The 26,405-nt window shown below is 66.1% G+C and carries 22 protein-coding genes; 7 read left to right on the forward strand and 15 right to left on the reverse strand.

The features are described 5' to 3' along the window. Positions 1-31: 31 nt before the first annotated feature. The gene (locus O8I58_RS06810) at positions 32-1,351 is read right to left on the reverse strand and encodes an NTP/NDP exchange transporter (protein WP_298321669.1); all 1,320 of its coding nucleotides are present in this window, start codon (positions 1,349-1,351) and stop codon (positions 32-34) included. A 150-nt stretch (positions 1,352-1,501) separates the two neighbouring features. Continuing rightward, positions 1,502-2,398 (reverse strand): DMT family transporter, encoded by an 897-nt coding sequence (locus O8I58_RS06815; RefSeq protein ID WP_298321671.1) that lies wholly within the window; start codon positions 2,396-2,398, stop codon positions 1,502-1,504. Positions 2,399-2,673: 275 nt separating this feature from the next. Between O8I58_RS06815 and O8I58_RS06820 the strand changes: the two genes are divergently transcribed. After that, positions 2,674-4,149, forward strand: coding sequence for a serine hydrolase domain-containing protein (locus tag O8I58_RS06820; RefSeq protein ID WP_298321672.1), 1,476 nt, complete (start codon positions 2,674-2,676; stop codon positions 4,147-4,149). Positions 4,150-4,365: 216 nt separating this feature from the next. Here the strand turns inward: O8I58_RS06820 and O8I58_RS06825 are convergent, their stop codons facing one another. From O8I58_RS06825 to O8I58_RS06865, 9 genes are all read right to left on the reverse strand, one after another. Beyond that, on the reverse strand, positions 4,366-4,797 hold the full coding sequence (locus O8I58_RS06825) for a hypothetical protein (RefSeq protein ID WP_298321673.1): 432 nt from the start codon (positions 4,795-4,797) through the stop codon (positions 4,366-4,368). A gap of 868 nt (positions 4,798-5,665) precedes the next feature. After that, positions 5,666-6,061 (reverse strand): glycine cleavage system protein GcvH, encoded by a 396-nt coding sequence (gcvH, locus tag O8I58_RS06830; protein ID WP_298321675.1) that lies wholly within the window; start codon positions 6,059-6,061, stop codon positions 5,666-5,668. 67 nt (positions 6,062-6,128) lie between these two features. After that, positions 6,129-6,419 (reverse strand): DsbA family protein, encoded by a 291-nt coding sequence (locus tag O8I58_RS06835; protein ID WP_298321676.1) that lies wholly within the window; start codon positions 6,417-6,419, stop codon positions 6,129-6,131. A gap of 353 nt (positions 6,420-6,772) precedes the next feature. Further along, entirely contained in the window at positions 6,773-7,879 is a 1,107-nt protein-coding gene (gene gcvT / locus O8I58_RS06840) for a glycine cleavage system aminomethyltransferase GcvT (protein ID WP_298321679.1), read from the reverse strand. Positions 7,880-7,960: 81 nt separating this feature from the next. After that, a complete protein-coding gene (locus tag O8I58_RS06845; RefSeq protein ID WP_298321681.1) occupies positions 7,961-8,392 on the reverse strand; it encodes an NfeD family protein in 432 nt (143 codons plus the stop codon). A 3-nt stretch (positions 8,393-8,395) separates the two neighbouring features. Further along, a complete protein-coding gene (locus O8I58_RS06850; RefSeq protein ID WP_298321683.1) occupies positions 8,396-9,361 on the reverse strand; it encodes an SPFH domain-containing protein in 966 nt (321 codons plus the stop codon). Between the two features lie 92 nt (positions 9,362-9,453). After that, entirely contained in the window at positions 9,454-10,404 is a 951-nt protein-coding gene (locus O8I58_RS06855) for a DUF6607 family protein (RefSeq protein ID WP_298321685.1), read from the reverse strand. Further along, positions 10,401-11,030, reverse strand: coding sequence for a Hemin transport protein (locus tag O8I58_RS06860; protein ID WP_298321687.1), 630 nt, complete (start codon positions 11,028-11,030; stop codon positions 10,401-10,403). Before O8I58_RS06860 ends, O8I58_RS06855 begins: the two co-directional genes overlap by 4 nt. A gap of 190 nt (positions 11,031-11,220) precedes the next feature. Then, complete coding sequence (locus tag O8I58_RS06865) at positions 11,221-11,415, reverse strand: hemin uptake protein HemP (protein WP_298321689.1); 195 nt, start codon at positions 11,413-11,415, stop codon at positions 11,221-11,223. 174 nt (positions 11,416-11,589) lie between these two features. On the opposite strand from O8I58_RS06865, the gene O8I58_RS06870 reads away from it, so the two are divergent. From O8I58_RS06870 to dusB, 4 genes are all read left to right on the forward strand, one after another. Then, positions 11,590-12,537, forward strand: a complete 948-nt coding sequence (locus O8I58_RS06870) for a hypothetical protein (protein WP_298321691.1) — start codon at positions 11,590-11,592, stop codon at positions 12,535-12,537. Positions 12,538-12,701: 164 nt separating this feature from the next. Next, complete coding sequence (locus O8I58_RS06875) at positions 12,702-14,000, forward strand: NupC/NupG family nucleoside CNT transporter (protein ID WP_298321693.1); 1,299 nt, start codon at positions 12,702-12,704, stop codon at positions 13,998-14,000. 151 nt (positions 14,001-14,151) lie between these two features. After that, complete coding sequence (locus tag O8I58_RS06880; protein WP_298321694.1) at positions 14,152-15,102, forward strand: ribokinase; 951 nt, start codon at positions 14,152-14,154, stop codon at positions 15,100-15,102. A 20-nt stretch (positions 15,103-15,122) separates the two neighbouring features. Continuing rightward, positions 15,123-16,121 carry a tRNA dihydrouridine synthase DusB gene (dusB, locus tag O8I58_RS06885; RefSeq protein ID WP_298321695.1) on the forward strand — a complete coding sequence of 333 codons (999 nt, stop codon included), beginning with the start codon at positions 15,123-15,125 and terminating at the stop codon, positions 16,119-16,121. On the opposite strand, the gene O8I58_RS06890 is transcribed toward dusB, so the two are convergent. From O8I58_RS06890 to O8I58_RS06900, 3 genes are all read right to left on the reverse strand, one after another. Then, on the reverse strand, positions 16,067-17,182 hold the full coding sequence (locus O8I58_RS06890) for a metal-dependent hydrolase (protein WP_298321696.1): 1,116 nt from the start codon (positions 17,180-17,182) through the stop codon (positions 16,067-16,069). The genes dusB and O8I58_RS06890 overlap by 55 nt on opposite strands. A 123-nt stretch (positions 17,183-17,305) precedes the next feature. Then, on the reverse strand, positions 17,306-18,100 hold the full coding sequence (locus O8I58_RS06895; protein WP_298321698.1) for a UDP-2,3-diacylglucosamine diphosphatase: 795 nt from the start codon (positions 18,098-18,100) through the stop codon (positions 17,306-17,308). Next, positions 18,097-19,803 carry a bifunctional ornithine lipid synthase OlsF gene (locus O8I58_RS06900; protein WP_298321700.1) on the reverse strand — a complete coding sequence of 569 codons (1,707 nt, stop codon included), beginning with the start codon at positions 19,801-19,803 and terminating at the stop codon, positions 18,097-18,099. The genes O8I58_RS06895 and O8I58_RS06900 overlap by 4 nt, the downstream gene beginning before the upstream one ends. Positions 19,804-20,041: 238 nt before the next feature. Between O8I58_RS06900 and metK the strand changes: the two genes are divergently transcribed. Beyond that, a complete protein-coding gene (gene metK, locus O8I58_RS06905) occupies positions 20,042-21,253 on the forward strand; it encodes a methionine adenosyltransferase (RefSeq protein WP_298321702.1) in 1,212 nt (403 codons plus the stop codon). A gap of 292 nt (positions 21,254-21,545) precedes the next feature. Here the strand turns inward: metK and O8I58_RS06910 are convergent, their stop codons facing one another. After that, on the reverse strand, positions 21,546-23,408 hold the full coding sequence (locus O8I58_RS06910) for an ABC-F family ATP-binding cassette domain-containing protein (RefSeq protein WP_298321704.1): 1,863 nt from the start codon (positions 23,406-23,408) through the stop codon (positions 21,546-21,548). A gap of 444 nt (positions 23,409-23,852) precedes the next feature. Between O8I58_RS06910 and O8I58_RS06915 the strand changes: the two genes are divergently transcribed. Then, complete coding sequence (locus tag O8I58_RS06915; RefSeq protein WP_298321706.1) at positions 23,853-26,240, forward strand: TonB-dependent receptor plug domain-containing protein; 2,388 nt, start codon at positions 23,853-23,855, stop codon at positions 26,238-26,240. Positions 26,241-26,405 lie beyond the last annotated feature (165 nt).

Genomic DNA, 26,405 nt, shown 5'->3' on the forward strand with positions numbered 1-26,405 from the left:
ACCCCTCCACCGGCAGGCCGCCAGCGCCGAATCAGGCAGGTGGCAGCGGGCGCTCGGCCGGCAGCTTCTTAGCCTCGCGCAGCAGGCGGAACGCACTGACGGTCATGCCCGAGGCCACCACCAGCCCGGCGCCGAACACGACATGCGAGCCGAACGCCGACAGCAGCTTGTGCAGCCAAACGAAACTCAGATCGCTGCCTCGGTAGATCACCGTGTCGATCGCCGCGCCGGCCTTGTAGCGCCACTCGCGCGGCACGCGGGTATAGATCGTCTCGCGCGCCGGCTTGGCCAGGGAGAACTCGCTGGCGCGTGTGACCACCTGCACGATCGCCACCATCATCGGCAGCGGCGACGCGGCTAGGATCGCATAGCCCAGGATGATGGCCGCGCCCGGGATCAGCAGTGCTGGCGCGATGCCGTAGCGTGTGAGCAGCACACGCGTGAGCAGAAGCTGCACCAGCAAGGTCAGGCCGTTGACCGCCAGATCGATGCCAGAGAAATAGCGAGTGCTCTCGTCAGCGGTGGTGAAGGCGGCGCGCGCGATGGCAGCCTGCTCGTTGTAGAGCAGCGTGCCGACGCCCACGCCCAGCATCACCATCACCGCCAGCCAGCGCAGTAGCGGCTCGCGCGCGATCAGCTTCAGGCCGCCGAGGATGTCGCCGCCCATCGGCACTTCGCCGCTGGCTAGCTTGCGGGTCCGCTCGCGCTGCACGGCCCACAGCCGCAACCGATAGATGCAGACCACGCACATGACCAGGAAACCAGCCGAAACCAGCATCAGGTTGGCGATACCGATCCGGTCCACGAGCAGCCGCGTCAGCAGCGGTCCAGCCAACGCGCCCAGCGTGCCCGCCGCGCCGATATAGCCGTAGTTGGCGCGCGCCTCGGCATCGCTGAAGACATCGGCCATGAAACTCCAGAACACTGCAACCGCGAACAGGTTGAATACGGTGATCCACAGGATGAAAGCCATGCCGCGTCCTGGCACGCCGCTGTCGAACATGACGTAGAACCCCAACAACGTAACGATGAAGAATCCGTATACCGTCGGCAAAAACACCCGCCGCGGGAAGCGGCTCACCAGCGCGCCATAGACCGGCTGCAGCGCCAGCATGATCAGGAACACGCAGGTGAAGATCACCTGCAGCGTGAATTCCTTGAGCGGCAGGCCGTGCCCGGCGAAGAAGGCGATCATCCCCGGCGGGAAGATCGCGCCGATGTCGTTGGATGAGGACATCGCCTCGCGCACCGGTCGCAGGATGTAATAGCCGCTGAGCAGACAGAAGAAATACAGGAACGCCCAGATCAGCGGCGGAGAGGCGCCCAGTGCGTCGCGGAACCTGCCAATCATGTGGGGATTGCGGGTGACCTGATTCATCGCGCTGCCAACAACGTGTGCTGCGAAAACGCCATGTGCGCAAGCTCGAAAGTCATCACGCGCGCACGGTATCCGATGCACTGCAACATCGCCAGCACACCAGTAGCATGACTGCGTGCCGAATCAGTCTTGCTGCATGCCCTGCGGCCGCGTGGCCAGCCACACGCCAGACGCGGCGCAGGCAAAGCCGGCCGCCTTGAGCCAGGTCAGGTGCTCGCCCAGGGTGAAATGACCGAAGACCGCCGTCACCGGCGGCATCAGGAAGAACAGCGCCGCCACCTGCGTGGCCGCACCGCGCCGGATCAGCAGGAACAGCAGCGCGAACCCGCCGACCGAGTTCACCACCACCAACCAGGCCAGCGGCCAGTAGAAGTCGAAGCTGTTGTCGAAGCGGAAGCCTTCGCCGAGTGCGAACGGCAGCAGCACCAGCGCCGCCGCGCCGTTCTGGACTGTCAGCGCCAGCCGCATGTCCAGGTGGGCAGCGTGTCGCTTCTGGTAAAGCGTGCCGGCAGTGATCCCGAGCAGGCCCAGCATCAGCATGCCCCAGGCCGCCAAGGGCGTGGCGCCGTCGACCCGGTCTGCCACCACCAGCACCACGCCCAGCACCCCCAGCGCCATGCCAATCCAGCGCCGCAGTCCGAGTCGTTCGCTGCCATCCAGCGTGGCCACCAGTGCCACCAGCAACGGCATCGCCCCGATCACCAGCGCCGACACCCCGGCGTTGGCGCCCATCTGGAACGCCACATAGACCGAGCCAAAGTGCAACGCCAGCATCAGCACGCCCGTGACCGCGCTGTGCAGCAGCTCCCCACGGCTGCAGCGCGGCGCCCGCGCCAACAGCGACATCACGCCGAAGACCAATGCGGCAATCCCGAAGCGCAACGCCAGCGATGTCAATGGCGCCGCGTGTGCCACCACCAGCTTGCCGACGATATAGCCCGTGCACCAGATCAGGACGAAGCTGATGCCCAACAGCGCGTCGCCGCCGGGGCGTGGGATGGAAGCAGTGTGATTGGGCATCAGCCAGATGATCGCCCAGCCAGTCACCGGAGGTCATTACCGCTTTGGTCTGGCAGGACCGCATTGCGGGGTGATCGAAAGCAACCGCACACGCGACGTGGCATCCGGTCTTGAGCACACGCTCCGAACACAGCGAGCATCATTTCCCGTATTCAGAAAAGCCGGAAAATTCCTGCAGGATGAACAAGATGCCGTGGCTACCTCTTCCCGTTTGTGGATTACCGGAAAGCGGCGTTATGATCCCGTCAGGTCGAGATCAGGCGGGCGTTGGACACATGAAAGAACACAGTGGGCGGCGCCGTGGACGATCATTGCGATTGAGCTCCCTGGCGATGCTCCTGCCGCTTGCACTCTCGTCGACCGCCCAGACGCCGACGCTGACCGCCCCGCTGCCGACCGTGGTCGGTTCACTGGCCCAGTCCTCCAGTGCTGCCGCCGATGCCTGGCGCGCCGCGCCTGCACCGTATGAATCGCCGACCAAGCCGTTGCCCTATCGCACTGCGCTGAATCCCGCGCAGATCCGGCCGGTCGCGGCCGGGTTCGATGTCGCCGCATTTGAGGCGCTGGCCAATGACCTGACTGTCGGTGAGCGCATTCCCGGCCTGGCGATGGCCATCGTCCAGGACGGCCGTGTCATCAGCGCCCGCGGTTACGGCGTCACCGACGTTCGCCACCCGCAGCCGATCAATGCCCACACCGTGTTCCGCCTGGCATCGCTGTCCAAGGCGTTCGCCGGCACCATGACCGGCCTGCTGGTCAATGACGGCCTGCTGCGCTGGGACAGCAAGGTCTCTGACTATGTGCCACGCTTCCAGCTGATCGATCCGGTCGCCACCCGCCAGGTCACGGTGGCCGACGTGCTGAGCCACCGTACTGGCCTGCGTTGGCACAACGCCTTCGACCGCGACATCGAATCCAACGCCGACTACTACACCGTGTCGCAGAAGCTGGCGACCGCACCGCTGGGCTGCAAGCCGGGCGAATGCTACGAGTACCAGAACGTCGCCTTCAGCCTGATCGGCGACGTGGTCTTCGCCGCGACCGGCAGCTTCTACGACCAGGTCGTGGACCGGCGCATCTTCAAGCCACTGGGCATGAACGACGCCAGCATCGGCCTGGCCGGCATCGAGAACAGCGCCAGCTGGGCCCGCCCGCATGTGCGCGCGCGCAGCGGCTGGACCTCGATCGATCCCAAGCCCACCTATTACCGCCTGGCCCCCGCGGCAGGCGTCAATGCCAGTGCCAGCGACATGGCGCAATGGCTGCTGGCCCACCTGGGCCATCGCCCCGACGTCCTGCCCGCGCCGCTGCTGGCCACGCTGCACGCGCCGTTGATCAACACCCCCGGCGAAATGCGCGCCGGCTGGCGCGGCGCCCGCGTCGACTCGGCCAGCTACGCACTGGCCTGGCGCGTGCTGGACTATTCCGGCCAGCAGGTCGTATTCCATGCCGGCGCGGTCGAAGGCTATCGCGGCCTGGTCGCCATGGTTCCGGGGCGCGACTTCGGCGTGGCGATCCTGTGGAACAGCACCAGCCCATTGCCTTCAGGCCTGCTGCCGACGGTGTTGGACACCGCCCTGGGTCTGCCACCGCAGCAGTGGCTGAACACCGAGCTGGGCAAGCAACTGCTGCTAGCCCAGACCAACGGCCACCCATTGCCGCAGGCTTTGCACATGGCCGCCGGCGACGACGCCATTGATGACGACGAAGCCGGTGCATCGTCGGGCAAGGCCGTCGCCGCACCGCGCTGAGGGCTCGCACCCAGGCAGCGATGAAAAACGCCGGGCATGTCCCGGCGTTTTCTTTTGGCGCGACCCCGGGCGGAACCTCCATTCAGTGGACCGCTTCTCCCCTGCCATTGATCCAGCCGACCTCCGGAACACGGGCGAAAAAAAACCTCCTTCCCGCTGGGCACCGGGAAGGAGGTTTCATTGAGGTCTTGCGTGTCGCAGTTGCCGCGATCTTTTTTAGATCAGCGGAGCCGGCGTCGCGGGAAGCGCGACCGGGGCCGACTTCTTCTTGGCAACCTTCTTCTTGGCTACTTTCTTGGCAGGCGCTTTCTTGGCCGGCGCCTTCTTGGCAGCCTTCTTGACGACCTTCTTCGCTACTTTCTTGGCCGGCTTCTTGGCGACCTTCTTGGCAGCCTTCTTCACGACCTTCTTGGCGGCAGCTTTCTTGGCAACCTTCTTGGTGGCCTTCTTCGCTACTTTCTTGGCCGGCTTCTTGGCGACCTTCTTGGCAGCCTTCTTCACGACCTTCTTCACTGCCTTCTTGGCCTTGGCGACCTTCTTGGCAGCCTTCTTCACGACCTTTTTCACGGCCTTCTTGACGGCCGCTTTCTTGGCGACCTTCTTGGTGGCCTTCTTGGCCGTTTTCTTTACAGCTTTCTTCGTTGCCATGTGATGGCTCCTCGTCAGTGATTACTTTGGATGAAACATCCGGTACCAAGCCCAGTACTCAAAACGCCGCGGGAGTCGGACCCGCATGCAGCCGCCGACGCGCCATGCGCGCTGGGGCGGATCTTGTTCGACGCAGACCACAGCCCGCGTCGCACACCTGACCATGCAAAGACACCTGCGGCCGGGGTGGCGCAGGTGTCCTGGATCAGGTGCTGAATTTCTTCGGGGGAAGCGAAGCCTTCGACCATCCTCTTCGGGGTGCGGGCGGATGACCTTGTCGTTGTGCGTTTCGTCGCGATGACCGGCTCGCTTGCGTTGATGGTGCGTGAGATGCGTTGGGGCGAAACCTAATCACGGTTTTTATAGGTGTCAACTACTTTTCATAAAAACTTCCAAGCTTTTTTTCAGGCGTCGCCCCTTCCATCCGGGCATCCCCGCGATGCACACACTGCCAATGCACGCGATGAAAGCCGCGGGCAGCGACGCCATTTTTATCAGAGTGCTTTTTTTATGATGTTTCATGCATGCATGCCTGATGCATTTCGCGTGCAGGTGATCGCACCTCACCCGCAACGTCCACGCGAACCGGGCGCGTCGCGCAGTTGAATCGCGGCTGATCCCGCCTGTTTTTTCTTTCGGCTTTTCGCGCCGCACAAGCAACGTTGCGCGCGAACTGCGCAAACTTTTCGACGCGCGCCGACGTGGTGCAAGGCCGCTCCGCCACCTTTGCGCCGGTAGCGCACATCACCTTTCGTCATCATTCGATACCGACAGGTGATCGGAACGGGCAAACAAAAACGCCGCGTCCTTCGACGCGGCGTTGTTCGGTTCAAGCTGGCCGGCATGCCGGCCATCGGCAAGCGAAGACTCAGTCTTCCTCTTCGTCCATCTGCTCGGCGTACTCGTCCGGGTCCAGCAGGTCGCCGAGCTCGTCGGCGTTGCTGATCTCGACCACGTACAGCCAGCCCTCGCCGTAGGCGTCTTCGTTGATGGTTTCCGGCTTGTCGGCCAGCGCGTCGTTGACCTCCACCACCGTGCCCGACACCGGGCTATACACATCCGAGGCGGCCTTGACCGACTCGACCACGGCGCTGGCCGTCCCGACGGCGACGGTGTCGCCGACGCCCGGCAGTTCGACGTAGACCAGATCACCCAGCAGGCCCTGGGCGTGATCGGAAATGCCGACAGTGACGCGACCGTTTCCTTCGACGCGTGCCCACTCGTGGGACTTGAGAAATTTCAGATCGCCAGGGATCTCGCTCATGGGGTTGCTCCGGCCGAAGGCAGTGGTGGGAATGGAACCAAGTTTAGCGAAAGGCGCAGGCGACTTGTCAGCCGGCGCGGTACGGCGCCCTGCCGCTGGTCAGCGCAGCGTCAAGCAGGTCGATGCGGTCCTGGCCCCAGAACGGCTCGCCATCGCGCACGTAACCTGGCAGCCCCGGCAGGCCAGCGTCGATCGCCGCCTGGGTGTTGTCGCGGTAGATCGCTTCGACCCGTTCGTCGCACGCCAGGGCCAGCACCGCCTCAGCATCGAAGCCCTGCACCTGCAGCAGGCCAGCCAGCACATTGGCGTCGGCCAGGTCCTGGTCATGCACCCACAGCGCTTCGTATGCGGCAGACATATATATATATGTGGCGCGTGGCCCTGCTCGATCAGCGCGATGGCGATGCGATCGGCCAGCGCGATGTCGCAGGGATAGAACTTCGGCTTGAGGTTGAGCGGCAGGCCGCGCTGCTCACGCACGCGCTGCAGTTCGATCAGCCGGTACGACTGTCGCGCCGGCGGCCGCTGCGCCAACGGCAGCGCACCCACTTCGGCGAACAGGTCGAAGATCCGCACCGGCCGTACCCGCACCTGCGCACCGTGGCGCGCGGCCATGTCCAGGAACGCCTGGTGTCCCAGATAGGACCAGGGCGAATGCAGGGTGACGAAGTAGTCGAGGGTCGCGGCCATGATCGCTTGCGCGCTCGTCAGTCAGGCGAGCACACCAGGCTGGGCCTGGCCATCGCGCACGAACGGGAACTTGACCACGCGCACCGGCACTTCGCGACCGCGGATGTCCACGCGCACGTCGCCCGGTTCACCCGAGGGCACGCGCGCGAAGGCGATGGCCTTGCCCAGCGTCGGCGAGAAGGTGCCCGACAGGATCTCGCCGTCACCCTGGGCGGTAATGACCTTCTGGCCATGGCGCAGCACGCCCTTCTCATCCATCACCAGACCGATCAGCTGGCGCGGCGCGCCCTGCAGGTGTTGTGCCTCCAGCACGGGACGGCCTACGAACTCGCGACCGTCATCCAGGGTCACGGTCCAGCCCATCGCCGCCTCGTAGGGCGACACGGTTTCGTCCATGTCCTGGCCATAGAGGTTCATGCCCGCTTCCAGGCGCAGGGTGTCGCGCGCGCCCAGGCCAGCCGGCTTGACGCCCGCTTCCAGCAGCGCATCCCAGAAGGCCACCGCCGCATCGGTCGGCAGCACGATCTCGAAACCGTCTTCGCCGGTGTAGCCGGTGCGCGCGAGGAACAGCTCGGCACCCTGTGCGCTCCGCGCTTCCAAAGCGGCGAAGCGCAGCAGCTTGTCGGCCGCTTCGCGGTCGCCCTCACGCAGCAGGCCGATCACCTTGGCGCGGGCGTTGGGGCCCTGCACGGCGATCATCGACAGCTCCGGGCGCTCGCTCACCTGCACGCCGTAGGCGGCGGCCTGCTTGTTGATCCACGCCAGGTCCTTGTCGCGGGTGGCGGCGTTGACGACCAGGCGGAAGTAGGCGTCTTCCATGAAGTAGACGATCAGGTCGTCGATCACGCCGCCCTTTTCGTCCAGCATCGCGGTGTACAGCGCCTTGCCCGGCTTCTTGAGCTTGTCGACCGAATTGGCCACCAGGTAACGCAGGAATTCGCGCGTGCGCGGACCGCGCAGGTCGACCACGGTCATGTGGCTGACGTCGAACATGCCCGCGTCGGCGCGCACGGCGTGGTGTTCCTCGATCTGCGAGCCGTAGCTGATCGGCATGTCCCAGCCGCCGAAGTCCACCATCTTGGCGCCGAGCGCGCGGTGGCTGTCGTTGAGGATCGTCTTCTGGGTCATGGGCCTGGTCCTTCCAAAGAGGCCGGCATTATTCCAGATGGGCCGGCCCGCGGTAGCGTGACCGGCGCCACATGCACCGACTCAGGCGGCTTCCACCTGCAAGGTCATGCCATCGGTGGCGACGATCCGCACCGCCGCGCCGGCGGGCAGATCGGGGCCTTCCACGGTCCAGTAGGTGTCGGCCAGTTGGATACGGCCGCGGCCGCGCACGATGGCCTGGTCCAGCAGCGCGGTCTGGCCGACCAGCTGGTCGGCGCGACGATTGAGCAACGGCTTGTCGCTACGCTGCCCACGGGCACGGAACCAGCGCCGGTAGACCAGCACCGAGGCGATGGCGAAGACCGCGAACAATGCAGCCTGCGGCAGGATGCCCAACCCGGGCGCGACCAGCATCACCCCCATCATCGCCACGGCCGCCAGGCCCAGCCACATCAGCGAAGCGCCGGGCACCAGCGCTTCGGCTGCGAACAGCACCAGCGCCAGCACTGCCCAGAAGGCCAACCGCGTGGCCACGGCTCAGACGCCGCTGCGTGGCGCGCGCGGCGGGATCGCCGGCGGTCGGGGCGTGTCTTCGCCCAGCGCCTGCTTGGCCAGCTGGGCGATGCCGCCGAGCGAGCCGATCATGCCGCTGGCTTCCATCGGCATCAGCACGAATTTCTGGTTGGGCGCGCTGGCCAGTTCCTTGAACGCCTCGACGTATTTCTGTGCGACGAAATAATTGATCGCCTGCACGTTGCCATCGGAGATCGCCTGGGACACCAGCGTGGTGGCTTTTGCTTCGGCCTCGGCCAGGCGCTCGCGCGCCTCGGCTTCGCGATAGGCCGCTTCGCGCTTGCCTTCGGCGGCCAGGATCGCGCCCTGCTTCTCGCCTTCGGCGCGCAGGATTTCCGACTGACGCGCGCCCTCGGCTTCCAGGATCGAGGCACGCTTGTCGCGTTCGGCCTTCATCTGCCGGGCCATCGAATCGACCAGGTCGCGCGGCGGCTGGATGTCCTTGATCTCGATTCGGTTGACCTTGACGCCCCACGGGCTGGTGGCGTGGTCGACCACGCCCAGCAGGCGCGCATTGATCGCCTCGCGGTTGCTGAGCGACTCGTCCAGGTCCATCGAGCCGATCACGGTGCGGATGTTGGTCTGGATCAGCGCGACCATCGCCTGGTCCAGGTTGGACACTTCATAGGCGGCCTTGGCCGCATCGAGCACCTGGAAGAACACCACGCCGTCGACCTTCACCACGGCGTTGTCCTTGGTGATCACGTCCTGCGAAGGCACTTCGAACACCTGCTCCATCATGTTGACCTTGCGGCCAACACCCTGCATGTACGGAATCAGGATGTGCAGCCCTGGCGAGAGCGTGTTGGTGTACTTGCCGAACTGCTCGACCGTGTATTCGAAGCCTTGCGGCACCACGCGCACGCCCTTGAACAGCGTGACCACGACGAAGACCACGATCACCGCGGCCAGGATCATTCCAGTACCCATTGCACTCCCCTTCCCTTGCGTCGTCCTGCGCCAGGACGCTCCTGCGTCTTCGATTATAGGCCTGCGCCGGCGTTGCACCGGCGCGGCGACACTCAGGGCAGGCTGGGTGCGGCTTCGACCCACTGGGCGAACACCGCATCGGTGTCCCTAGCCTTGACCTTGCCACCGGCTTCCAGCGTGGCGGCCTGTTCGAACAGCGGCATGATCATGGTCATGCCATCCAGCTTGGTCTTCAGGTGTACGCCCGGCGGCTGGTCCAGGTACACCGCCCAGCGCTTGCGCACGCCAGCCCAGAACGCATGGGTCGCCTTCCAGTAGCTGTAGGCCGGGGCGAAGTCGACCTGGCTGTCGCGGTGGTAATCATCGAAGCCGGATTCGCGCGCGATTTCCACAAGACTGCCATCGGGCTTGCGCAGCACCTTGGTGTTGAACTGCTCGTGGGTCCAGCCATTGGGCGTGACGGTGTGGCGGTTGGTCACGCGTAGTGCGTTGTAGTCGCTGCGACGGGTGTATTCGCGGCGCGGAAGCGGTCGCCAGCTCTCGTCGCTGGTCCAGGTCGCCGAGGCATCGTTGTAGACCCAGCGCCCGGTGCCGCAGTAGCGCGGCGCATCGCTGACTTCGTACACGCACTGGGTCCAGGCGCCAGCCGTTTCCTGCGGCGAGAGCACGCGCACGGTCCAGGTCTGGTCGGAGGTGAACTCGAAACGCTGAGGTGCTTCGTACACCCAGTCCTCGCGCCAGTGCTTGGTCACATGGCCGCTCTTGCCATCCACCAGCAGGTGCTGCAGCACCACCTTGGTCGGCGTGTCCTCGATCACGATGATCGCTTCATCGCCACCGCTGCGCATGGCTGCTGCGCGTTCGTAACCCGGCTGCAGCAGCACGGTTTCGTCGAAGGCGAAATCCACGGCGTACTCGCCGGGGATCTTCATGATGGCGGCGTGGTCGCGCACCGGATCGGCAGCGGCGGGTTCAGCTGCGAACGCGTTGGCACTGGCCAGCAGCAATGCCGCCAACGAGGCGGCAGGGATAACAGGGTTCATCGACGCACATCCAACTCAGGTCTGAAAATGAAATCGGCCAGTTCACCCGCGCGCGGCGCGGCATTGACCGAGCGCAGCGCAGCCTGCGCACAACAGCAGTCGTCCCAGGCAGCCAGTTCGGCGCCTTCCGCACGCACGATCTCGCGCGTCGTGGCCGCGCCCAGCGCGGAAACGGTGGTCAGGCTGGCCGCCAGCACTGGCGACGCCGCAGCCTGCGGCATCGCGTGCAGGCGCACCGGACAGGCGCGCCACTGCTCGCCCGTGAGGCGGCGTGCGAGACGCTGCCAGAGCCGTTCGCCCACGCCGCGCCCGGCGTTGCCAATGGCATGACTGCTGGGAAGCTTGGTCCCCAGTTGGTCCCAGGCCAGGAAGTCGCTGTCCGGCAGCAGGCACAACCGCCAGCAGCAATTGTCGTCGCGGTCGAAGAACAACAAGCTTTCGCGCAGGCCGTCACTTTCAACGCCAACCTGGATCTGCGCGCGTACGGCCTGGTTCCAGCCGGCTAGCTCACTGCCCTGCTGCGGGCGGTAGAGACACAGCACCGTGCCCAGCGCCGCCAGTTGGCGCGGCTGCGGCAGGGCATCGTCTTCGAACCGGGATTCAAGAACAGCGGACTGGGTGAGCATGACGGCGGGCACTCCACTGGAAGATCGACTGCGGCGCGGTGCCTGGCATCGGCCCGTGGTCGGTGCGAACGACTGGCCGCGACGGCGCAGGGGCACCACGGTTTCACCAGCCATGCGTATCGGAACCAGACCCGATACGCCCGCCTGGCCGGCAAACCTGCCGCAGCCGCGTCCAGGGACTGCGCGGGGATTACTTGGTGAGGATCAGCTTGTCGTTGCTGGTGTGGCGCAGGCGATAGGTGCGGTCGCCGTGCTGGATCAGGATTTCGCGGCGTCCCTTGAGCAGGGCTTCGCTGCTGAGCGTCTCGGCTGGCGGCACCACCCGGGGGGTGCGGTCGACGGTGCGCAGATCGTTCTGGGGGAAGACGACGGTGTGGACATTCATGGCGGAACTCCGTGGACGATTCGAGAGTGATGATAATCATTCTCATTCAAGAGTCAAATAACTCCGATCGCTTCCGCCAATGAAGATGCGGCATGAGCAAAGGCCCTCCCGACCCGCGGCCCTGCCTTCACGCCGTGGCAGACTGCCCGCCATGCAACGACCAAGGAAAGTGCCGTGACCCCGCGCGGCCGGTTCAACCTGATGATGGGACTGCTGGTCCTGGCCGCCGTGGCACTGGGCACTTGGCGCTGGCGCCAACAGGCCCACGACGCGTCGGCGATGTCGTCGCAGATCGCCGCACATGCCGCGCAGACGGCCAAGGGCAATGAAGAGATGAATCGTTTTGGTGGCGCCCGCGAGGAACGCGCGCCGCCCTTCAGCGCGCCCGCTTCCACCGCGCCGATGCCACCCTGGGGCGAGCCGCTCGGTCCAAACCTGGATGCGGTGCGGCGACGTGCCGATGCCGGCGATGCGCGTGCCGCCTGCCGGATCGGTGCAGAAGCAAGCCTGTGCAACCTGGCGCGGGCACCCACCGCAGCCACCACGCCGGGCCACGACAGCGCCACGGGTCAATCCCGGCCAGGCAATGCCGACCTGTCCAACTACTGCGAAGGCATTGACGACGACCTGCGTGGCCGCGCCGCCGCATACCTGCGCAAGGCCGCCATGGCCGGCAACACCGACGCGATGCTGCGCTATGCCAGCGGTCCGTTTTATCCAGCCTCGCCACAACCGCCGGACGCGCCGGGCTACCTGCACGACCCCGCTTTCAGCGACTGGTACGCGGACGCGTTGCCGATGGCACTGCGCGCACTGCATGCAGGCAACCCGCTGGCCGCCCAACTGCTGGCCTCCGCCTATGCCGATGACCTGGGCCTGTTCGACGCACGGGTCGCCGATGATCCGGTACAGGCCTATGCCTACAACCTGCTGCTGTCCTATCTGCGTGCGGGCGCGCCGCCCTCGCCCGGCGTATTGGATGCACGCCAGCGGGCCCAGGCCGAACAGCAGGCGCAGAAGCTCTATCGCGAATCCTTCGGCAGCCAGCCGGTCAAGGGCGGCGTGCCGGCAAGCTTCATCCTGTCGCCAGCGCCTGACAGCAGCCCCCGTCCCTGCGAATAACCTGCGCGCACCGGCATGCAGCGGGACACCCCGCACCTGCGCAAATCCGGGGAAATCCAGGCCCCGCAAGCCTTCCAGGTTGAATCCCGGCGCCTGCCTTGCCGCGAATCGCGCCCTCCACTAGGCTGCCGGATTCGAAGTCGCGCGTTCTTTTGGGGAAGCAAATGCTGGAAGGTGTATCGCGGGCCGCGTTTGGCCTGTTCGGTCTGGTCGTGCTGCTCGGCATCACCTGGCTGTTTTCCAACAACAAGCGCGCCGTGGACTGGAAGCTGGTCATCACCGGCGTGATCCTGCAAATCGGTTTCGCCGCGCTGGTGCTGCTGGTGCCAGGTGGCCGCGATGTCTTCGACTGGCTGGGCAAGGTCTTCGTGAAGGTCCTGAGCTTCGTGGCCGAAGGCTCGAACTTCATCTTCGGCGGCCTGATGGACGTGCCGAAAATGGGCTTCATCTTCGCCTTCCAGGTGCTGCCGACCATCATTTTCTTCTCTGCGCTGATGGGCGTGCTGTATCACCTGGGCGTGATGCAGGCCGTGGTGCGGGTGATGGCCTGGGCGATCACCAAGGTGATGCGCGTGTCGGGCGCCGAAACCACCAGCGTCTGCGCCAGCGTGTTCATCGGCCAGACCGAGGCGCCGCTGACCGTGCGCCCGTACATCCCCAAGATGACCGAGTCCGAGCTGATCACCATGATGATCGGCGGCATGGCCCACATCGCTGGCGGCGTGCTGGCCGCCTACGTCGGCATGCTCGGCGGCGGCGACCCGGCGCAGCAGCAGTTCTATGCCAAGCACCTGCTGGCCGCCTCGATCATGGCCGCACCGGCCACCCTGGTGATCGCCAAGATCCTGATCCCGGAAACCGGCACGCCGCTGACCCGCGGCACGGTCAAGATGGAAGTGGAAAAGACCACCAGCAACATCATCGATGCCGCAGCCGCGGGCGCCGGCGATGGCCTGCGCCTGGCCCTGAACATCGGCGCGATGCTGCTGGCCTTCATCGCGCTGATCGCGCTGATCAATGCGCCGCTGACCTGGCTGGGCGAGGTGACCGGCCTGGCCGCGATGATCGGCCACCCGACCAACCTGGCCACCATCTTCGGCTACGTGCTGGCGCCGATCGCCTGGGTGATCGGCACGCCGTGGGCCGATGCGACCACGGTCGGCGCCTTGATCGGCCAGAAGGTGGTGATCAATGAATTCGTCGCCTACTCCGAGCTGGCCCAGATCGTGAACGGCCAGGTGCCGGGCATGTCGCTGAGCAGCGAAGGCCGGCTGATCGCGACCTACGCCCTGTGCGGCTTCGCCAATTTCAGCTCGATCGCGATCCAGATCGGCGGCATCGGCGGCCTGGCCCCGGAGCGGCGCGCCGATCTGGCCCGCTTCGGCCTGCGCGCAGTGCTGGGTGGTTCCATGGCCACGTTCATGACCGCGACCATCGCCGGCGTGCTGACCCACTTCAGCTGAAGCCCCGGCGCGACGGGCCTTTCCGCCCGATCCGCCGATTTTCATTCAGCAAACCGGGATCGCGTGCGGCGGCCACACGGCCGCCTGCGGCATACTTGCGCCCCCCAACGCGGCAGCGCAAGCGGCCGTTACTATCGAAGAAGAGATGCACATGAGTTCTGTCGTTGTCGTCGGCTCGTTCAATGTCGACCACGTCTGGCGCTGCGATGCGCTGCCCGCCGCGGGCGCCACCATCGCCGGTCGCTACAGCTCCGGCCCGGGTGGCAAGGGCTTCAACCAGGCCATTGCGGCTGCGCGCGCAGGCGCGTCGACGGCGTTCGTGTGTTCGCTCGGCCATGATCCAGGCGGCGCGATGGCGCGTGAGCTGGCCGCACAGGACGGCGTGCAGGTCATCGCCGAGGAGAGCGTCGAGCCCACCGGCACCGGCGGTATCTACGTGGACAGCCACGGCCGCAACACCATCGTGATCGGCCCGGGCGCCAACTTCACCCTGAGCACGGCCTTCATCGCCGGGCAGCAGGCCGTGCTGGCCGGCGCGAAAGTCGTGCTGGCGCAGCTGGAGTCACCGCTGGAAAGCATCGAGGCGGCCATCACCGCCGCACGCGCCGCCGGCGTCGTGACCATCCTCAATGCCGCGCCCGCCAATGCCGTGGCCAGCATTTCGCTGCTGCGCCAGAGCGACATCCTGACCCCCAACGAGACCGAGTTCGCCAGCCTGCTGGGCCGCCACGTCGGCCATCGCATGGAAGGCGACGACGTCGCCGCGCTGGACGGCAACACCCTGCATGGCCTGTGCCGCCAGCTGCTGCCCGGTGGCACCGTGGTGGTGACGCTGGGCGCGGTCGGCGTGTTCGTCTCGCATGAAGACGAGCAGCTGCGCGGCGACACCCAGCCCTACTACCGCGTCGCGGCCGAAAGCGCGCAGACCGTGGACACCACCGGCGCCGGCGATGCCTTCAATGGCGCATTGGCTGCGTCGCTGGCGCATGCGCCGCAGGCCGCGTTCAACGTACACGTGCGCTTCGCCAATCGTTTCGCCGCGCGCTCGACCGAAAGCGAAGGTGCCGCCGTGTCGATGCCGAAGCTGACCCCGGAAGCCTGAGGAACGCGGCGGACCCACGCATGCGCATCGGCCCCTACTCGATCGATCCGCCGCTGATCCTGGCGCCGATGGCCGGGGTCACCGACAAGCCGTTCCGGCAGCTGTGCAAACAGCTCGGCGCGGGGCTGGCGGTGTCGGAAATGACCACCAGCGACCCGCGTTTCTGGAAGACCGACAAGTCACTGCGGCGCATGGACCACGCCGGCGAGCCGGCCCCGGTCAGCGTGCAGATCGCCGGCACCGAGCCGCAGCAGCTGGCCGAGGCCGCGCGTTACAACGTCGACCACGGCGCGCAGATCATCGATATCAACATGGGCTGCCCGGCCAAGAAGGTCTGCAACGCCTGGGCCGGTTCGGCGCTGATGCGCGACGAAGCGCTGGTGGGCCGCATCGTCGATGCAGTCGTCCGCGCCGTGGACGTGCCGGTAACGCTGAAGATCCGTACCGGCTGGGATGCCGAACATCGCAATGCGCCGGTGATCGCGCGCATCGCCCAAGACGCCGGCATCGCCGCGCTGGCCGTGCACGGCCGCACCCGTGACCAGCACTACACCGGCACGGCCGAGTACGACACCATCGCCGCGATCAAGGCGGCGCTGACGATTCCAGTGTTCGCCAATGGCGATGTGGATTCACCACACAAGGCCGCGCAGGTGCTGCGTGCCACCGGCGCCGACGCGGTTCTGGTCGGCCGCGCCGCGCAGGGCCGTCCGTGGATCTTCCGCGAGATCGCCCACTTCCTGGCCACCGGCGAGGAACTCCCGCCACCGCCGATTGCAGAGGTCCGCACCATCCTGCTCGGCCACCTGCGCGCGCTGCATGCCTTCTATGGCGAATTGCAGGGCGTGCGCATCGCACGCAAGCACCTGGGCTGGTACGCGAAGGACCGGCCCGAGAACGCGGCCTTCCGCGCGGTGGTCAACCGCGCCAACGACGCGGAAGAACAGCTGCGCCTGACCGCCGATTACTTCGACGCGCTGGAAGCCGGCGTGCCGTCCGGATTCGCAGCCGCCGCCTGAGTGTCCGGCGCGATAATCGCGTCGCGCAACGGCATGTCCCCGGGATGCCAGGTGCGGGACCAGACCGCGCCGATCAGCCGCTTGAATCCCGACACACCTGAGATCGGCAGCGGCGGGTGGAGCTGTTCCGGCATGATCGCCTGCCAGCCGCCATCGTGCTGTGTGGCCACCGCGAAGTTGAAGGTGTAGTCCGGGTCCAGCCCCATGCGCAGATCCGACAGCACCAGTCGCTGGTCCTGCACCTGTGCGCGCATGAACCCATGGTTGAACCAGTCCAGGCGCGTGACCGCGGGAATGCCGGTCGCCTTGGCCTGGGCCAGCGCCTGGGTATTGGACGGATGCCCCTGGAACACCATTGGACCGTCATCGAACACCGAACGCTCGCCATCCACATAGCCGTCGGGCGTCATCGCCACCACCCGCCACAGCAAGGTGCTGAACGGCATCGGCGTGGAAAAGCGCGGCGCATGCGCCAGCCCCATCGCAGCCAGCGCGCGGCCAGCCTCACGATCCACCAGCGCCTTGGACACCAGCGAACCGGCCAGCACGCATGCGGCCAGGCCCAGGCCGATGATGGCGCCACGTCGCCCCCAGCGCTTGTCCGGCACGCACCAGGCAACGATGCAGCCCAGCAGCAGCCACAGGGCGAAAGACGGCTCGATGATGAAGAAGGTGGACCACATCGCCGGTCGTACATCGAGCGGCCACAGCAGCGAGGTGCCGTAGACGGTGCAGGCATCCATCAACGGATGGCTGAGCAGGCAGGCCTGGATCAGCCAGAACCAGCGCACCGGTGCTGCATTCACGCGCTTGCCGCGCACCCGGCATATCCACCAGACGAGCCAGCCAATCAGCGGCAGCAGGAAGACCGAATGCAGGAAGCTGCGGTGCCAGGTCATCAACTGCACCGGGTCGTGGGTGAACAGCGGCAGCAGGAGCACGTCGAAGTCCGGCACGGTATTGAGCGCCGCGCCGGCCAGGATGGCGGCACGGCGCTGGCCGGCAGGTGCGAGCGCGGCGCCGATGGCGCCACCGAGAACCAGATGTGTCAGGGAATCCATGGGTGCCGATGCTAGCAGCGGCCGCGCCCGGCCCGGCCATGCAGGACATCAGCACCACCTACGCGGCATGGCAGGCGCGTCAACGGATATGGAATCCCGTCGACCCGCCGGCCGGGCATCGCCTCACGCCGCGCGAGGCAGGTTCGTGTCCGGCACCAGCTGCAGGCGTGCCGGCAACTCGCTCAGCACCTGGCCGGTATGCGAGAGCAATTGCAGCGATCCATCGGCTGCCTCGCACAACGCGGTCAGGCTTTCGACCCAGTCGCCATCGTTGGCATAGATCAGCCCGTCCTGGCGGATCAGCGCGGCACGATGGATATGCCCGCAGACGATGCCGTCCAACCCGCGCGTGCGCACATCGTCCAACCCGGCATGCACGAAGCGGGCGATATAACGCTCGGCCGCGGTGCTCTTGCGCTTGAGGTATTCGGCCAGCGACCAGTAGCGCAGGCCGAAGCGACGGCGCAGGCGATTGACCAGCTTGTTGCCGGTGAGGATGCGGTAATACAGCCAATCGCCGAACTGCTCCTGCAGCCCGCCGAAATGGGTCACCGCATCGTATTCGTCGCCGTGCACCACCAGCAGGCGACGGCCATCGGCGGTGCTGTGGATCACCCGGCGACGCACCTGCATCGCCGGCAGCATCAACCCGCAGAAACGGCGCGCGGCGCGGTCATGGTTGCCCGGCACGTAGATCAGCTCGGTGCCATTGCGTGCGAGCGCATGCAGCGCCTCGACCACCCGCTGGTGCGCGGCGTCCCAGCGCGCGCGACGCTGCGACATCCACCACAGGTCGACGATGTCGCCCACCAGGTACAGCTGCCGGCACTTCACCCGGCCCAGGAAATCGGCGAACTCCGCCGCGTGGCAATGCGTGGAGCCCAGATGCACATCCGAAACGAAGATCGCGCGGTTCATGCTGCCTCCTGCTGGTGGATGCCCAGGTAACGCTCACGCTTGCGCGCGTGCATGCGCGCGAGGTCCAGTTCGATCAGGCCATCGACGCAGCCGGCGAAATCCGCATCGACGCCGAAGGCCAGGAAGCGCGCACCGCCCGGTTCGCAAAGATCCGTGTACTGGCGGAATAGCATCGGCAGTTGCGCGCCCAGCGCATCCAGGTTGCCGCGCAACACCGCGAACGCAGTGGCCGCGTCCATCGCCTCGAACTGCGGCGGCGCATCGGTGAAACCGAATGGCTTGCGCGCCGTCGCATTCGCACCGTCCTGTCCGTGAAACTGCTGGTAGTAGGCGACGATCTGTTCGCGCGCCGCGCATGGCAACGCCGCGCTGATCGACACCGCGCCAAACAGGTAGCGCACCTGCGGATGGCGGGCGAGATACGCGCCGATGCCCTGCCACAGCTGGTCGATGCTGCGGCTGTTCCAGTAGGCCGGCGTCACGAAACTGCGGCCCAGCTCCATGCCTTGCGCGATGCGCGGCAGCGCGCCTTCGGACCAGTCGAACAGCGATGCGGTGTACAGCCCTGGCAGGCCGCGCTCGGCCAGCACCTGCGCGCCGCGCGCGACGCGATACGCACCAGCGACCGCACCGGCGGGCGCGTCCCACAGCACGATGTGGTCGTACCAGGTGTCGTAGTCGTCCAGGTCCAGCGCGCGCCCGGTGCCCTCGCCCACCTGGCGGAAGGTGAGTTCGCGCAGCCGCCCGATCTCGCGCAACAGGGGCGAGTCGGCGTCCAGCCGTCCGGCGATGATCGTGCGGCCGTCGCGCGTGCTGCCCAACGTCGGCAGCTTCGCGACCGCAGCCCGTAACGCGGCCTCTGGAACGGCATCGATCAGCGGCGTGGCCGCGCGGCCCTGCGCATCCGCACGCCGCCCCAGCGCATACAGCGCACGGCGCAGTTGGCGGATCGCAGTGGCATCGTTCTCGCTGGCGTCGAGTACGCGCGCGTGGCCGACATGCAGCCTCAGCGGCTGCTGGCGGCGGGCGAACATCTCGCGCGGCAGCAGCGCGGTGCCGACCGGCTTGAACACTGCCGAGGCGCCGTAGAACAAGGCCGAATTGCGTGCTTCCACGCGCACCGGCAGCACCGGAGCACCAGCGGCGCGGGCGAACCGGGCAAAGCCGGCACGCCAGCGTCCATCGCGCACGCCCAATGGGTGCAGTCGCGACACTTCGCCTGCCGGGAATACGATCACGCACTCACCCGCCGCCAGCGCGGTACGTACCGCGCGCAGGCTGCCAGCGTCAGCCTGGCCGCCCAGCACGCGCACCGGCAGCAGCAGTGGCTTGAGCGGTTCGATATGGGCCAGCAGGTGGTTGGCGATGATGCGCACGTCGCGCCGGACCTGGCCGATCAACCCCAGCAGGGCGATGGCATCGCGTGCGCCGGACGGATGGTTGGCCACCACCAGTAGCGATCCAGTCGCAGGGATCCGGGCCAAGGCCTGCGGGCTCCCCTGCCGATCCAGTTGCAGGAAACCATGCGAGGCCGAAACGAAATCCCAGGGCCCCATGCCCATGCTTTCACGGACGAAGGCCTGGGCCTGGTCGATCCCCGACCAGGCCCCCCAGCGCCGCAGCAATGGGCGCGTCAGCGCGCCGCGGCGCCCGCCGAACCAGCGCGGGTAACGTTCGATGAGGGTGTCTTCCAGAGGTCGCATGGCGGGCCTGACAAGGCAGCGGCTGTCTGGAACGCCAGTCTTGGCATCGGCCGCGACAGCCACGTGTCACTGCCACGGCAGCGCGATGACAGCGCGGCCAAGGCGGGTTCGCCGTCCTGTCACGGAAACGACCCAAAGTGACGCCACGACAACGGTCGGCGCGCCACCATGCGCCGACCGGCCCACGCGTGTATCATGCGCGGCCATCTTTTCATCCGCATCAAGGGATATAAGCCTGATGTCCAACTACCTCTTCACTTCCGAATCGGTCTCAGAAGGCCATCCGGACAAAATCGCCGACCAGATTTCCGACGCCGTCCTCGACGCGATCCTCGCGCAGGACAAGCGCGCCCGCGTGGCCTGCGAAACCCTGGTCAAGACCGGCGTGGCCATCGTCGCCGGCGAAGTGACCACCAGCGCCTGGATCGACCTGGAAGCGCTGACCCGCAAGGTCATCCTGGACATCGGCTACAACAGCTCCGACGTCGGTTTCGACGGCGAGACCTGCGGCGTGCTGAACCTGATCGGCAAGCAGTCCCCCGACATCAACCAGGGCGTGGACCGCAAGAAGCCCGAAGAACAGGGCGCCGGCGACCAGGGCCTGATGTTCGGCTATGCCACCAACGAGACCGACAGCTACATGCCGGCCGCGATCCACCTGTCGCACCGCCTGGTCGAGCGCCAGGCCCTGGTGCGCAAGAAGAAGAACTCCGCGCTGCCGTGGCTGCGTCCGGACGCCAAGTCGCAGGTCACCCTGCGTTATGAAGACGGCAAGGCCACCGCCATCGATGCGGTGGTGCTGTCGACCCAGCACGATCCGGGCATCAAGCAGAAGGACCTGATCGAAGCGGTCCGCGAAGAAATCATCAAACCGGTGCTGCCGGCCAAGTGGCTGCACAAGGGCACCAAGTTCCACATCAACCCGACCGGCAAGTTCATCATCGGCGGGCCGGTGGGCGACTGTGGCCTGACCGGCCGCAAGATCATCGTCGACACCTACGGCGGCTGGGCCCGTCACGGTGGCGGCGCGTTCTCGGGCAAGGATCCGTCCAAGGTCGATCGTTCGGCTGCCTATGCCGCCCGTTATGTCGCCAAGAACGTCGTAGCCGCCGGCCTGGCCGACCGTTGCGAAGTGCAGGTCTCCTACGCCATCGGCGTGGCCGAGCCGACCTCGATCTCGGTCACCACCTTCGGTACCGGCAAGATCGCCGACGAGAAGATCGAGAAGCTGATCCGCAAGCATTTCGACCTGCGCCCGTACGGCATCATCCAGATGCTCGACCTGATCCACCCGATGTACCAGCAGACCGCTGCCTACGGCCACTTCGGCCGCAAGGCCAAGGACTTCACCTACACCGACGGTGCCGGCAAGTCGCACACCGCCACCGCGTTCTCGTGGGAAAAGACCGACCGCGCCGACGCACTGCGTGCGGATGCCAAGCTGAAGTAAATCGCTCCAGCTGCGGGTCGCATCAACAGAAAGGCCGCTGAAAAGCGGCCTTTCTGCATCCTGGGTTGCCGCTCGCAAGCGAGGGCCTGTGCGGAGCCTGGGAAGCGCCATTCCCGCGAACGCGGGAACCGCGCGGCCTTCAGTATGAGCGCAGCCAAGTCGCTGGGCTCCCGCATTCGCGGGAGTGACGGCGACCAATTGATCGGCGATGTGTCACGTCCGGCGGCAGCCAGCCGGAAACGGATCAGCCACGTCGCCCGGGCGCGCTTCGCTGACCCGGGCTACAGCCAACTCAGGCCGCGTCGTCGTACAGCGCCATCCACGCGGCCTCGGCCTTGGCCAGGTCGGCAGCGGTCATGTCGCGCTGGCGCCCCAGGTCGATCAGCGCACTGCCCTTGGCGGCATTGGCCGGGTCGGCCAGCTGCGCGTCGATCCCGGCCAGCGCGGCTTCCAGCTCGGCCATCTTTTCCTCGGCGGCCTTGAGCTTGTGCGGATTCGGCGGTTTCTTCTGCGTAATCGGCTTGGTCGGCGGCGGCGGTGTGGGCGCGGCGGCCGCCATCTTCTGCTTGGTGCCCTGCGCATTGGGACGACTGCGCAACCACGCGGCGTATTCGTCCAGGTCACCCGCGAACGGCTCGACCACGCCATCGGCCACGCGCCAGAAGGTGTCGCAGACCAGGCCAATCAGATGGCGGTCATGGCTGACCATCACGATCGCGCCTTCGAAGATGCTCAGCGCTTCGGCCAGCGCCTCGCGCATTTCCAGGTCAAGGTGGTTGGTCGGTTCGTCGAGCAGCAGCACGTTGGGCTGCTGCCAGGCGATCAATGCCAGCGCCAGGCGCGCGCGCTCGCCGCCGGAGAAACCGTCGACCACTTCAAACGCGCGGTCGCCCGGGAAATTCCACTTGCCCAGGAAATCGCGGAACGATTGCGTGGACGCATCCGGCGAGATCTCGCGGAAATGGTCGATCGGCGACTGGCCTTCATGCAGCGATTCCACCGTGTGCTGGGCGAAGTAACCGATGCGCAGGTCCGGGTGCGCACTGCGCTCGCCCTTCACCGGCTGCAGCTCGCCAACCAGCGTTTTCACCAGCGTCGACTTACCCGCGCCGTTCGGACCAAGCAGGCCGATGCGGTCGCCCGCCTCCAGGCCGAAGCCGACGTCGTGCAGGATCACCGCGTCATCGCCGTAACCGCAATCGGCATGGTTCAGGCGGATCAGCGAATACGGCAGGCGGGCCGGCTCGGAGAACTCGATGCGGAACTCGCGCTCGGCGCGCACCGCCTCGGTGCCCGCCATCTTGGCCAGGCGCTTGATCCGGCTCTGGGCCTGGCTGGCCTTGCTGGCCTGCGCCTTGAAGCGATCAATGAAGGACTGCAGATGCGCGCGTTCGGCCTCGGCCTTCTCGTGCTGGATCTGCTGCTGGCGCAGGTGCTCGGTGCGCTGGCGTTCGAAGTCGGTGTAACCGCCGACGTAGAGCTTCGCGCCGCCGCCGTGCAGGTGCAGCGTATGGGTGGCGACGTTGTCCAGGAACTCGCGGTCATGCGAGATCAGCAGCAACGTACCCGGGTATTTCAGCAACCACTGTTCCAGCCAGAACACCGCATCCAGGTCCAAGTGGTTGGTCGGTTCGTCAAGCAGCAGCAGGTCGCTGGGCATCATCAGCGCGCGCGCGAGGTTCAGGCGCACGCGCCAGCCGCCGGAGAAATCCTTGACCGCGCGGCTGTGGGTTTCGGGTGGGAAGCCCAGGCCGTGCAGCAGCTTGCCGGCACGCGCCTGGGCGTCGTAACCACCAACCTCTTCCATGCGGATATGCACGGCAGCCACCGCTTCCCAGTCCTCGCGTGCAACCGCATCGGCTTCGGCAGCCAGCACTTCGGCCACTTCGGTATCGCCACCCAGGACGAAATCCAGGGCTGGGTCGGGTAGCGCCGGGGTTTCCTGCGCCACGCTGGCGGTGCGCACCTTGCCCGGCAGCTCGACATCGCCCTTGTCGGCTTCCAGCTCGCCTTTCACGGCCGCGAACAGGCTGGATTTACCGGTGCCGTTGCGGCCCACCACACCGACGCGGTAGCCGGCGTGCATGGTCAGGTCGACGTTGGACAACAGGAGGCGTTCGCCGCGGCGAAGGGCGAAGTTACGGAGCGAAATCACGGGAAGGTCCGATGCAACGAGGGGTGGCTGGCGCCAGGCCGCGCAGTGTACCAGCGCGATCCAAATCCACCTGGTGCGGGCTGGTGGTGGACCGGATGCACGGCGCGGCCATTCCAGGGAATCTGCACTCTCACTCAGCCGCGGGAAGCACGGTGCGAGGGCAACCAATGACGGCAGCCCGCGCATCGGCAAGACAAGCGCCCTGCCCCGCACGCCCCATTGAAGGGAACTGCAAACGTTTCACGCAACTCCGCGACACCATCGCATGGCGCCACAGCCACCGCGCGTCATAACGGAATGTCATGATGACACGTCAATAGTTATAACTGAAAGTAATGACAAGCGCCTTTGCCTTAACGAATACTTGACGAACACCTCGGCCAGGGCGTGCGTACAAGCCCATCCTGCCGGCCAGGTGCCCCACCGTTGCCGGAGTCCGCTTCCATGATTCGCTCGCAGTCCCAGCTCGCCATTGCCATCGTCCTCGCGCTGTCCACCAGCGCCGTCCACGCACAGGACGCTACTTCTTCGCAGAAAACAGCCAGCACGCTCGATACGGTGATCGTCACCGGCACCCATGTTGCCAATCGCACCGTGGCCGAATCGCAGTCGGCGATCGACATCATCACGCCCGAGACCCTGCAGGCCACCGGGACGACCGAGCTGGCGACGGCGCTGTCGCGCGCCCTGCCCTCACTGAACTTCCCGCGTCCGGCGCTGGTGGACGGCACCAGCGGTGTGCGCCCGGCGCAGCTGCGTGGCCTGTCGCCCGACCAGGTGCTGGTGCTGGTCAACGGCAAGCGCTATCACCCTTCGGCGGCGATCAACCTCAACGGCAGCATCGGCCGTGGCTCCTCTGCGGTGGATCTCAACAGCATCCCGGTCGCCGCCATCGAGCGCGTGGAAGTGCTGCGTGATGGCGCATCAGCCCAGTACGGCTCCGATGCCATCGCCGGTGTGATCAACATCGTGCTCAAGGGTTCGGGCAAGGGCGGCAGCCTGGCCGTGAACTACGGTGGATATTCCGCGGGCGATGGCGAGCAGTTCCAGCTCTCCGGCGACACGGGCGTTGAATTCGGCAACGGCCGAGGCAGCCTGCACGTGGCCGGACAGGTCGGCAACCAGGATGCGACCAACCGGTCCGGCGCCTATGCGGGCACCACGCCCAATACTGGCAATTACCCGGCCGTCGGCGAGAAAGCCTTCATCATCGGCGACCCCAAGGTGGATGCAGGCGCGGTCTCGGCCAACGCCAGCTTTGACTTCACCAACAACATCACCGGCTACGCCACGGCGATCCTCAGCAACCGCGACATCGATTCGTACGCGTTCTACCGTTCGCCCAACCACAACAGCCAGACCGCGCTGCTGGCGCAGTTCTATCCGGACGGCTACGTTCCGGTGATCAACCAGTATTCCAAGGACCGCTCATTCCTGGCTGGCGTGAAGGGTTCCACCGACGGCGGCTTCACCTGGGATGTCAGCTACAACTACGGCTACAACAAGATCGATTACTACACCCGCAACTCGATCAACTACTCACTGGGCACTGACAGCCCGACCAGCTTCTACGATGGTGCACTGGAGTACACCCAGAACATCTTCAACGCCGATTTCACCCAGTCGCTGGACTGGGGCTTGGCCTATCCGGTGACCTGGTCCTTCGGCACCGAATACCGCCAGGAAAAATGGAACCAATCGCCTGGCGAGGTAGCGTCCTATACCGGTAGCGGTGCGCAGGGCTTCATCGGCTTCACCGCGGCCAACGCCGTGCACGCCGACCGCCACAATTACGCGTTCTACACTGGCCTGGAAGCTGACATCACCGACAAGTTCTCCGCAGGCCTGACCGGCCGCTTCGAGGATTATTCGGACTTCGGCAGCAAGGTCTCGGGCAAGTTGTCGGCGCGCTATGCCTTCACCGACCGGATCGCGCTGCGCGCCACCGCGTCCAACGGCTTCCGTGCACCGTCGCTGGCCCAGCAGAGCTTCCAGGCCATTTCCAGCACGGTGACCAATGGCATCTTCTACCAGAGCGGCACGTTCCCGGCCAACAGCGCCGTGGCGCAGGCCCTGGGGGCCACGCCGCTCAAGGCCGAAACCTCCATCAACTACAGCGTGGGCCTGGTCCTGCAGCCGACCGACCAGTTCTCGCTGACGGTGGACGCCTACCAGATCAAGATCGATGATCGCATCCTGCTGTCTTCCAACATCACCACCACCACCGCCGCGCAGGCGTTGCTGGCCAGCCTGGGCCAGGACCAGGTGACCCAGTTCCGGTATTTCACCAACGCTGCAGATACACGCACCCGCGGCGTGGACGTCGTGGGCACGTACGCGATCCCGTTCGCCGCCAGCGGCCTGGACCTGACCGCCAGCTACAGCTATGGCAAGACCGAGGTGACCAGCCTGGACGCTTCGCCGAGCGTGCTGACCGACCTGGGCATCACCACCAGCCTGATCGGCCGTGACGAAATCGGCCGCCTGGAAGACAGCTTCCCCAAGAGCAAGGCGATCCTTGGCGGCACCTGGCATTCGGATCACTGGAGCCTGGGCCTGACTGGCACCCGCTACGGCAGCGTCACCGTGCGTAGTTCGACCACGCCAGCCAACGACCAGACCTACGCGGCCAAGTGGCTGGTCGACCTGACTGCCAGCTACAAGCCGACCAGCCAGTGGACGCTGACCCTGGGTGTGGACAATGTGTTCGACACGTATCCGGACAAGAACTGGTACGTGAACTCCACCAGCGGCGTATTCCCTTACAGCAACTACTCGCCGTTCGGCTTCAACGGCGCCTATGCCTACGGCAAGGTGGCCTACACCTGGTAAGCCGTCGCCACATGCTCCACCTACAGAACCCCGGCCCCTTGCCGGGGTTCTGCTTTGTGGGGAAGGCCCCATCGCAACGACGGTTGTCGGATGGATCTTGTGTAGAGCGGAGCTTGTGGCAATCCCCTTTTTGGGACTCCGCTGCCTTTCGGACAGATCCTCGGG

This window comes from Pseudoxanthomonas sp., from assembly GCF_027498035.1.
Lineage (GTDB): Bacteria > Pseudomonadota > Gammaproteobacteria > Xanthomonadales > Xanthomonadaceae > Pseudoxanthomonas_A.

Excerpts from the sequence above, each read along its gene's own strand:
- O8I58_RS06810 (WP_298321669.1), bottom strand. The coding sequence starts at position 1,351 with ATGATTGGCAGGTTCCGCGACGCACTGGGCGCCTCTCCGCCGCTGATC.
- O8I58_RS06815 (WP_298321671.1), bottom strand. The coding sequence starts at position 2,398 with ATGCCCAATCACACTGCTTCCATCCCACGCCCCGGCGGCGACGCGCTG.
- O8I58_RS06820 (WP_298321672.1), top strand. The coding sequence starts at position 2,674 with ATGAAAGAACACAGTGGGCGGCGCCGTGGACGATCATTGCGATTGAGC.
- O8I58_RS06825 (WP_298321673.1), bottom strand. The coding sequence starts at position 4,797 with ATGGCAACGAAGAAAGCTGTAAAGAAAACGGCCAAGAAGGCCACCAAG.
- gcvH (WP_298321675.1), bottom strand. The coding sequence starts at position 6,061 with ATGAGCGAGATCCCTGGCGATCTGAAATTTCTCAAGTCCCACGAGTGG.
- O8I58_RS06835 (WP_298321676.1), bottom strand. The coding sequence starts at position 6,419 with ATGTCTGCCGCATACGAAGCGCTGTGGGTGCATGACCAGGACCTGGCC.
- gcvT (WP_298321679.1), bottom strand. The coding sequence starts at position 7,879 with ATGACCCAGAAGACGATCCTCAACGACAGCCACCGCGCGCTCGGCGCC.
- O8I58_RS06850 (WP_298321683.1), bottom strand. The coding sequence starts at position 9,361 with ATGGGTACTGGAATGATCCTGGCCGCGGTGATCGTGGTCTTCGTCGTG.
- O8I58_RS06855 (WP_298321685.1), bottom strand. The coding sequence starts at position 10,404 with ATGAACCCTGTTATCCCTGCCGCCTCGTTGGCGGCATTGCTGCTGGCC.
- O8I58_RS06860 (WP_298321687.1), bottom strand. The coding sequence starts at position 11,030 with ATGCTCACCCAGTCCGCTGTTCTTGAATCCCGGTTCGAAGACGATGCC.
- O8I58_RS06865 (WP_298321689.1), bottom strand. The coding sequence starts at position 11,415 with ATGAATGTCCACACCGTCGTCTTCCCCCAGAACGATCTGCGCACCGTC.
- O8I58_RS06875 (WP_298321693.1), top strand. The coding sequence starts at position 12,702 with ATGCTGGAAGGTGTATCGCGGGCCGCGTTTGGCCTGTTCGGTCTGGTC.
- O8I58_RS06880 (WP_298321694.1), top strand. The coding sequence starts at position 14,152 with ATGAGTTCTGTCGTTGTCGTCGGCTCGTTCAATGTCGACCACGTCTGG.
- dusB (WP_298321695.1), top strand. The coding sequence starts at position 15,123 with ATGCGCATCGGCCCCTACTCGATCGATCCGCCGCTGATCCTGGCGCCG.
- O8I58_RS06890 (WP_298321696.1), bottom strand. The coding sequence starts at position 17,182 with ATGGATTCCCTGACACATCTGGTTCTCGGTGGCGCCATCGGCGCCGCG.
- O8I58_RS06895 (WP_298321698.1), bottom strand. The coding sequence starts at position 18,100 with ATGAACCGCGCGATCTTCGTTTCGGATGTGCATCTGGGCTCCACGCAT.
- O8I58_RS06900 (WP_298321700.1), bottom strand. The coding sequence starts at position 19,803 with ATGCGACCTCTGGAAGACACCCTCATCGAACGTTACCCGCGCTGGTTC.
- metK (WP_298321702.1), top strand. The coding sequence starts at position 20,042 with ATGTCCAACTACCTCTTCACTTCCGAATCGGTCTCAGAAGGCCATCCG.
- O8I58_RS06915 (WP_298321706.1), top strand. The coding sequence starts at position 23,853 with ATGATTCGCTCGCAGTCCCAGCTCGCCATTGCCATCGTCCTCGCGCTG.